Annotated in this window: 10 protein-coding genes and 1 pseudogene; 10 read left to right on the forward strand and 1 reads right to left on the reverse strand. The window is 49.2% G+C overall.

Annotated features, from left to right (window positions below):
* Positions 1-25 precede the first annotated feature (25 nt).
* The 9 genes from Q8M75_RS07905 (at position 26) to mnmH (ending at position 5786) form a co-directional block, all read left to right on the forward strand.
* The gene (locus Q8M75_RS07905) at positions 26-1012 is read left to right on the forward strand and encodes an MBL fold metallo-hydrolase (RefSeq protein WP_305488121.1); all 987 of its coding nucleotides are present in this window, start codon (positions 26-28) and stop codon (positions 1010-1012) included.
* Positions 1013-1086: 74 nt separating this feature from the next.
* Positions 1087-1401, forward strand: coding sequence for a hypothetical protein (locus Q8M75_RS07910; protein ID WP_305488123.1), 315 nt, complete (start codon positions 1087-1089; stop codon positions 1399-1401).
* Positions 1402-1423: 22 nt separating this feature from the next.
* On the forward strand, positions 1424-2545 hold the full coding sequence (locus tag Q8M75_RS07915; RefSeq protein WP_305488125.1) for a YeeE/YedE family protein: 1122 nt from the start codon (positions 1424-1426) through the stop codon (positions 2543-2545).
* Positions 2546-2677: 132 nt separating this feature from the next.
* Positions 2678-3112, forward strand: a complete 435-nt coding sequence (locus Q8M75_RS07920; protein ID WP_305488126.1) for a YeeE/YedE family protein — start codon at positions 2678-2680, stop codon at positions 3110-3112.
* Positions 3112-3558 (forward strand): YeeE/YedE family protein, encoded by a 447-nt coding sequence (locus Q8M75_RS07925; RefSeq protein ID WP_305488247.1) that lies wholly within the window; start codon positions 3112-3114, stop codon positions 3556-3558. The genes Q8M75_RS07920 and Q8M75_RS07925 overlap by 1 nt, the downstream gene beginning before the upstream one ends.
* A gap of 29 nt (positions 3559-3587) precedes the next feature.
* On the forward strand, positions 3588-3932 hold the full coding sequence (locus Q8M75_RS07930; RefSeq protein WP_305488128.1) for a TIGR01244 family sulfur transferase: 345 nt from the start codon (positions 3588-3590) through the stop codon (positions 3930-3932).
* 3 nt (positions 3933-3935) lie between these two features.
* Positions 3936-4247: a 4a-hydroxytetrahydrobiopterin dehydratase gene (locus Q8M75_RS07935; RefSeq protein ID WP_305488130.1), complete on the forward strand. Its 312-nt coding sequence runs from the start codon at positions 3936-3938 to the stop codon at positions 4245-4247.
* A gap of 29 nt (positions 4248-4276) precedes the next feature.
* The gene (locus Q8M75_RS07940) at positions 4277-4708 is read left to right on the forward strand and encodes a thioesterase family protein (protein ID WP_305488132.1); all 432 of its coding nucleotides are present in this window, start codon (positions 4277-4279) and stop codon (positions 4706-4708) included.
* A gap of 1 nt (position 4709) precedes the next feature.
* Entirely contained in the window at positions 4710-5786 is a 1077-nt protein-coding gene (gene mnmH, locus Q8M75_RS07945; RefSeq protein WP_305488134.1) for a tRNA 2-selenouridine(34) synthase MnmH, read from the forward strand.
* A gap of 68 nt (positions 5787-5854) precedes the next feature.
* On the opposite strand, the gene Q8M75_RS07950 is transcribed toward mnmH, so the two are convergent.
* Positions 5855-7033 carry an acyl-CoA dehydrogenase gene (locus tag Q8M75_RS07950; RefSeq protein WP_305488135.1) on the reverse strand — a complete coding sequence of 393 codons (1179 nt, stop codon included), beginning with the start codon at positions 7031-7033 and terminating at the stop codon, positions 5855-5857.
* Positions 7034-7232: 199 nt separating this feature from the next.
* Between Q8M75_RS07950 and Q8M75_RS07955 the strand changes: the two are divergent.
* Positions 7233-7535, forward strand: a pseudogene (locus Q8M75_RS07955) (protein-methionine-sulfoxide reductase catalytic subunit MsrP); the annotation flags it as partial.

A 7535-nucleotide genomic window follows, 5' to 3' on the forward strand; every position in this document is an offset into this window, starting at 1 on the left:
CGTATTTAATTTCAGTTGGCCACGAATGCATAAGCAACCATACCGCATTTGTATTCTGTCGCTTGCCCTCATGGCCGCCTGTTTAGCTGGCATTCCGATAGCGCATGCGCAAACATCCCATGTTCCTCAAGTCAGTGCAGACGGCACAATTCAGGTTAAGGCGATTCAGGTAGCGCCCCATACGTATTTTGTCCAAGGCGTTCCTGAAATGGGCAGCAAGCAGAATCAGAATTTCATTTCCAATGCTGGCTTTGTGGTGACGCCCAAAGGGGTGGTGGTGATCGACGCTTTGGGTTCACCGGTATTGGCGCAAAAGCTGATTCAAGAAATTCGGAAAGTAACGAAGCAAAAAATTGTGGCGGTTGTTTTAACGCACTATCACGCAGACCATGTGTATGGCTTGCAAGAATTTAAACGTCTGGGCGCAACCATTTATGCGCAACGCGATGGCCTGAATTACCTGGCGTCTGAAACTGCGAAGCAGCGCCTGATTGCATCTCGAACCGATTTTGCTCCTTGGGTGAATGAAAATACCCGCCTCGTGCCTGCCGATGTTTGGATTGATCAAAGTAAAACCATTACCGTTGGCGGCGTGGAATTCATCCTGAATCGAGTAGGGCCTGCGCATGCACACGAAGATTTAATTGTGTATGTGCCATCGGAGAAGGTGTTATTTGCAGGAGATTTGGTTTTTCGGGGGCGCATTCCGTTTGTGGGCAATGCCGATAGCCGCGGCTGGGTGAATGCATTAAATGAAATCCAGAAGTTAAACCCCGCCATTGTGGTGCCTGGTCATGGGCCATATTCCACTAATGCCGTAGAAGATGTGGTTTTTACACGCAACTATTTGGCCTATTTACGCGAAGTCATGGGCCCAGCTGCCCGCGATTTAGACCCCTTTGAGGAGGCTTACGCTAAGGCAAACTGGTCGGAATACGATGGAATGCCCTTATTTCGGGCTGCCAATCGCATGAATGCCTATAACGTCTACCTCTCAATTCAGGCTGAATAGACCAAAATGGCCCATAGGGCTTTAAAATAGCGGGATATGTTGATTTTGGTAATTATTCCCCCTGAGGTCATCCGATGAAGTGCGTCACCCCTAAAGCAGTTCTGCTGTCGATTGCCTTGCTGCTATCGAGCCATGCGTATGCCGCCCCGAATATTCAAAATGGCAAAGCCATTGATCAGGCAAAGTGCTATGCATGCCATGCTAAAAAAACGGGGTTTTCCAATGGTGACATGATTTATACGCGCTCGGATCGCAAGGTCAAAGACTACGCTCGGCTCAAGACCATGGTGGCGATGTGTAATACCGAACTCCGTTTGGACATGTTTCCAGAAGATGAGGCCGATGTGGTCGCCTATCTGAATAAGCAGTTTTATAAATTCAAACCTTAATTATTAGAAGAAATTATTTAGTATGGATTCAGTAGCAGTTGCCGCGCTCGGCAAGATTGTTTTATGGTTTACCTTTGGAATCACCGTGCTGCTCGGTATCGTGATGCAAAAAACCGGATTTTGCACCATGGGCGCAGTATCCGACGCGTTCATTATGTCGAACTGGACACGCTTGAAGCAGTGGTCTTTGGCGATCGGCGTCGCCATGATTGGCGTCGCCTTAATGGCCTATTTGGGCATGATTGATACCTCGAAATCAATTTATACCGGTAGCCGGGTCCTTTATCTGTCTGCTTTTTTAGGAAGCGTCCTGTTTGGTATTGGTATGGTCTTGGCTTCAGGTTGCGGCAGTAAAACATTAGTGCGCATTGGCGGCGGCAATTTAAAGTCGGTGGTGGTGTTCATGGTTTTGGGACTTACGGCCTACATGACGATGCGCGGCTTTTTAGGCATGATTCGGGTGGAAACCATTGATAAAGTATTTTTCACGCTGGGTAGCAATCAAGATCTGCCTAGCGTGATTGCTGCGCAAACAGGCATTGCAAAGCCTTTACTGCAACTGATCTTGGGATTTGCAATTGGTGGCGCCTTAATCGCTTATGCCTTAGTCCAAAAATCCTTTTGGACCTTCGATAATTTGTTGGCTGGTATTGGTATTGGCTTTGGTATTTGCGCCATTTGGTGGGTTTCGGGTTCGTTAGGATATGTTGCTGAAGACCCGAACACCTTAGAAGAGGTATTTTTGCTGACCAATACGGGTCGCATGGAAAGCCTGTCCTTTGTGGCTCCATATGCCTTTACTCTCGATTGGTTAATGCTTTATAGCGATACGTCGCGGGTCTTAACCGTGGGCATCGTGGCAGTGGCTGGAATCATTACGGGATCTGCTATCAGCTCGCTTGCCACCAAAAAATTCCGCTGGGAGTCCTTTCGGAATGCCGAAGATACTGGTAATCATTTGGTCGGCGGTGCCTTAATGGGTTTTGGCGGCATCACGGCGATGGGTTGCACGGTTGGCCAGGGCTTGACCGGTATTTCCACGCTAGCGATTGGCTCCTTTATTGCACTGCCTGGATTTATATTAGGCGCCTATCTTTGCCTGCTGTATCTGCAATGGCGTATGGCCCCCAATCCCTGCCAATAACCCCAACGTATTTAGTTTTTTCTAAGTAGACTAGGGGATTAACATTATATATTTACATATAATGTTATACTGATTGTTGCTTGAGGCTTAAAAGATTAGCCTCATTCAAGCATACTAATTTGGAGCAAGGCAATGCACATTGATTGGACCGCATTTACACCTGGACCAGCGTTATTCGGAGGCGTTCTACTGGGAATAGCCGCCGCACTCTATATTCATTTTCATGGCCGCATCCTTGGCATTAGCGGGATTGTGAGCGGACTGCTGCGCCTTCAAAAGGGTGATCTGTTTTGGCGCATTTGTTTTGTGCTGGGTTTATTGACTGCCTCATTTTGGGCAGGATTTTTATTTGACTTTCATCCTGCGCAGGTAGTCCAGGCCGAATGGGGCGCATTGATTCTCGCTGGTTTACTCGTTGGTTTTGGTGCGCACTATGGCTCTGGTTGTACTAGTGGCCATGGCATTTGTGGCTTATCGCGTTTATCGCCGCGCTCATTAGTTGCCACCGCCTCCTTTATGGGCGCTGGTTTCTTCACCGTATTTGTTATTCGGCACGTACTCTCATGATGCGTAAATCCGTTGGATTCATAAGTCAGTACCTCATTGGTGTTTTATTTGGCTTGGGGCTGCTCGTCTCTGGAATGAGTAATCCAGAAAAGATTTTGGCCTTCCTCGACCTTGGCGGCGCCTGGGATCCCTCTTTAATCTTTGTCATGGGCGGCGCAGTGTTGGTGGGTCTAGTGGCTTTTTATTTGGCTAAAAGGCGCACACAAAGCTTTTTTGGTGATGCCCTGCAGATCCCGACTCGAAGGGATATTGATAGGCGATTGGTGATTGGCAGCCTGTTATTTGGTCTTGGCTGGGGTGTTGCTGGGTTTTGTCCCGGTCCTGCCTTAGTGGCGCTCGGCACTGGGCATGCGAAACCCTTGGTCTTCGTTTTGGCGATGCTGGTTGGCATGGCCGCTTGCGAATGGTTCTTTAGCGGCAATAAACGGACTCCTGCTTTAAAATAGTGTTTTTATTGCTTTAGTACGAGGATCCGATGAGCGTTGCCATTACTTGCCATAACACTGCCTTTGGCACTGCAGGCCAAATCGAGCCTGCCCAGTTAGTTGAAATTGCTGCCCAAGGTTATAAAAGCGTCATTAATAATCGGCCAGACGGAGAAGCAGGACCGTCGCAGCCCAAGAATGCCGACATTGCCGCAAAAGCAGAGTCCTTGGGTCTGCACTACGCCTTTCTGCCCGTAGCCCCAGGATCAATGACGCCGGCTGAAGTCCAAGAAATGAATCGCCTCTTAAAAACGATGCCTGGCCCCATTTTGGCGTTTTGCCGCTCAGGCGCGCGCTCAACCAATTTGTATCACCTCGCACTGCAGCTTGGCTAAGAAATGCCAGGCTTGTTAACGCAGCCCGAGCAAGAGAGTCAACTTCAGCACTTGCCGCTGTGGCAAATTGCCCGCGACCCTGATCGCTTAGTTTGTACTTTTGTGTTTGCTGACTTTAAATGCGCGTTTGCATTTATGACGGCAGCGGCCTTGCATGCAGAACAAATGAATCACCATCCCGATTGGTCGAATTGTTGGAATAGGGTGACGGTTCATTTATCGACGCATGACAAGGGTGGTCTGACCCAATTGGATTTTGATTTAGCAAAAGCCATGTCGCAACTCCACACCACTGTATTTTCGCAATCCAAGTAATACGGCGATAGGAATAGAGAGGCTGGACCATGCGCATTGATATTCCTGAAAACAAGAAAAAGATTCATGAGACGATCATCTCCATTCGTTGGGGTGATATGGATTCGTATCGGCATATTAACAATACCGTTTATTTTCGGTATATGGAGCAGGCTCGGATTGAATGGATTACCTCGCTCGGCTTTAGCTCCACCGCAGAAAAAGAAGCGATGATCATGGTCAACGGCTTTTGTAATTTTTACAAGCAAGCAAGTTTCCCGGGATCACTGCGCATCACCACCTTTGTTGGCGCAATTGGAAATTCCACCGTTGATCTATTAAATACCATGGAGTTTATTGGCGATAACGCAGATGAAGATCCCGTGTTGTCTGCCGCTGGCGGCGCAACCATGCTGTGGGTTGATTTGGAGAAGAACAAGTCAATGCCCTGGCCCGAATCCATTCTGAAGGTGTTGCGCTAAGATGGCAGCGCAGGGTGCTGGCAACTCAGCTAAGCTCTTGCCAGCATTGCTCAGCACTCAGCTGAGTACGTTTGATTGCATCATTGATACCCGCTCGCCCGCCGAGTTTGAGCTAGACCATATCCCAGGCTCAATGAATTGCCCAGTACTCGATAATGATGAGCGTATTTTGATTGGTACGCTGTATAAGCAAGAATCCCCATTTGCCGCTAAGAAGCGCGGCGCTGCATTGGTAGCTAAGAATATTGCCCGTCATCTTGAGGCCCACTTTATGGATATGCCACGCGAGTGGCGTCCATTAATTTACTGCTGGCGCGGTGGCGAACGTAGCGGTGCTTTTACGCATATCTTGCAACGCATTGGTTGGAAGGCAGTTCAGCTGGATGGCGGCTATCAAGGATTTCGGCGACAGGTGATTGCTGAGCTGGATGCGGCTGCAAAGCAATTTTCTTTTCAGGTTGTTTGCGGCATGACCGGCAGTGGTAAGACGCGCATATTGCAGGAGCTCACCCTACAAGGCGAGCAAGTGCTCGACCTGGAGGGTTTGGCCAATCACCGCGGCTCCGTATTGGGAGGCGACCCCTCAGATCCTCAACCCGCCCAGAAAGCATTTGAGACGCGCCTATGGAATGCATTGCGCAGTATGGATCCGGCCCGAATAATTTATGTTGAGTCGGAGAGTAAAAAAGTGGGCGGGGTCCATGTTCCTGATGCATTAATGGAGCGGATTCGGGATGGGGAGTGCGTTGAGGTGCGGGCAAGCAATGTAACACGCGTGGCGTGGCTAATGCGCGAATATCAGCATTTCTTAGGCGATGTGCCGGCACTTGAAAGCAAGCTACAGATGCTCAACGCCCGTTACGGCAAAGAAACGATTGCTGCATGGTGCCGGCAGGCTCGAGAAGGGCAGTTTACCGATTTAGTAAACGATCTATTGGTCACCCATTATGATCCGTCCTACCAGTCCTCGATCGAGCGTAACTTTCCGCGCTACCAATCGGAGCAATGCGTCTCCTTGGATAGCGACAGCGATGCCGATTTTGCTAAGGCGGCTAGCGCCATTCGAGCGAGGCAGTAATAAAAAAGAGGCTAGTGCATTACGCCTAGCCTCTTGAATTGACTTCTGTAAACCTATAAAGCGTTACATCAACTAAATGCTTGGATGCCAGTTTGCGCACGCCCTAGAATCAGTGCGTGGATGTCGTGCGTCCCTTCATAGGTATTCACTGCCTCTAGATTAAGCATGTGGCGAATCACACCGTATTCATCTGATACACCATTACCACCATGCATATCGCGTGCCATGCGGGCAATATCCAGAGCTTTGCCGCAGGAGTTGCGTTTCATGATCGAGGTGATCTCTGGGGCAGCAATGTGCTCATCCTTCATGCGACCAAGACGCAAACAGCCCTGTAGTGCCAAGGCGATATCGGTTTGCATATCGGCTAATTTTTTCTGGATTAGTTGATTGGCGGCTAGTGGGCGGCCAAATTGCTGGCGGTCCATAGTGTATTGCCGTGCTTTAAACCAGCAATCTTCTGCGGCGCCGAGTACACCCCATGAGATGCCATAGCGCGCTGAATTAAGGCAAGTGAAGGGGCCTTTAAGGCCGGTGATGTCAGGGAACTCATTCTCAGCAGGAACAAAAACGCTGTCCATCACGATCTCGCCGGTAATCGAGGCGCGCAGGCTCATCTTGCCGGAAATCTTGGGGGCCGATAAGCCCTTCATGCCTTTCTCTAAAATATAGCCTCGAATTACGCCTTCATCGTTTTTGGCCCAGACCACAAATACATCGGCAATCGGTGAGTTGGAAATCCACATTTTGGAGCCGGTGAGTTCAAAGCCGCCTGGCACAGTGCGCGCCCGAGTAATCATGGCACCCGCATCCGAGCCGTAGTTGGGTTCGGTTAAGCCGAAGCACCCAATCCACTCACCACTCGCTAATTTAGGTAAAAACTTTTCTTTTTGTGCCTTACTACCGAATTCATTGATCGGCACCATCACTAAGGAAGATTGCACGCTCATCATCGAGCGATAACCGGAGTCGACCCGCTCGATTTCACGAGCAATCAGGCCATACGAGACGTAATTGAGGTTGGCGCCACCGTATTCTTCCGGGGTCGTAATACCGAGCAAGCCTAATTCTCCCATTTCACGGAAGATGGCGGGGTCTGTTGTTTCGTTCCGGAAGGCCTCATGAACCCGCGGAGCAAGGCTGCCTTGGGCGTACTCATAGGCGGCATCCCGAATCATGCGCTCTTCGCTGCTGAGCTGGGAATCTAGCATTAAGGGGTCTTCCCAGTGAAAAATCGGCTTACTCATATATCGGCATTTCCTGTGTTTTTTGTTAAATCCAGCTATCCTATTGATTATCCAACTTTTGAACTAAACCTGCTTTTAAGATCAGAACTATATGGATTTGATGTTGTGGCTGCGCACAGCCCCTGTTTTTGATAGATGCAAATGATGGCATTGGTATCGTTTGCAGTAATCGTATGAAATTTTAATTAAAGGTCCATTGATGAAGCCATTTCACGATCCTACTATTCAAGCCAGTGACATCACACCGAAGTCTATCTTTGAGCAGCGTCGCTCTTTAATCCAGCTTGCTGCGGCAGGGGGTATGGGCTTAGCACTGGCCCCTTGGTTCTCACGCAAGGCGTTTGCTAATAATCCCGATGCAGTGAAATTTAAGAATGTGATTGAATCGCCGTATTCCACTAAAGAGACCCTCTCGGAATACAAAGAGGTCACCACCTACAATAATTTCTATGAGTTTGGGCTAGACAAGGCCGATCCTGCGCGCCGCGCCGGCTCTCTAAAA

It is taken from the genome of Polynucleobacter sp., assembly GCF_030693775.1.
GTDB lineage: Bacteria > Pseudomonadota > Gammaproteobacteria > Burkholderiales > Burkholderiaceae > Polynucleobacter.

Excerpts from the sequence above, each read along its gene's own strand:
- Q8M75_RS07905 (WP_305488121.1), top strand. The coding sequence starts at position 26 with ATGCATAAGCAACCATACCGCATTTGTATTCTGTCGCTTGCCCTCATG.
- Q8M75_RS07910 (WP_305488123.1), top strand. The coding sequence starts at position 1,087 with ATGAAGTGCGTCACCCCTAAAGCAGTTCTGCTGTCGATTGCCTTGCTG.
- Q8M75_RS07915 (WP_305488125.1), top strand. The coding sequence starts at position 1,424 with ATGGATTCAGTAGCAGTTGCCGCGCTCGGCAAGATTGTTTTATGGTTT.
- Q8M75_RS07920 (WP_305488126.1), top strand. The coding sequence starts at position 2,678 with ATGCACATTGATTGGACCGCATTTACACCTGGACCAGCGTTATTCGGA.
- Q8M75_RS07925 (WP_305488247.1), top strand. The coding sequence starts at position 3,112 with ATGCGTAAATCCGTTGGATTCATAAGTCAGTACCTCATTGGTGTTTTA.
- Q8M75_RS07930 (WP_305488128.1), top strand. The coding sequence starts at position 3,588 with ATGAGCGTTGCCATTACTTGCCATAACACTGCCTTTGGCACTGCAGGC.
- Q8M75_RS07935 (WP_305488130.1), top strand. The coding sequence starts at position 3,936 with ATGCCAGGCTTGTTAACGCAGCCCGAGCAAGAGAGTCAACTTCAGCAC.
- Q8M75_RS07940 (WP_305488132.1), top strand. The coding sequence starts at position 4,277 with ATGCGCATTGATATTCCTGAAAACAAGAAAAAGATTCATGAGACGATC.
- mnmH (WP_305488134.1), top strand. The coding sequence starts at position 4,710 with ATGGCAGCGCAGGGTGCTGGCAACTCAGCTAAGCTCTTGCCAGCATTG.
- Q8M75_RS07950 (WP_305488135.1), bottom strand. The coding sequence starts at position 7,033 with ATGAGTAAGCCGATTTTTCACTGGGAAGACCCCTTAATGCTAGATTCC.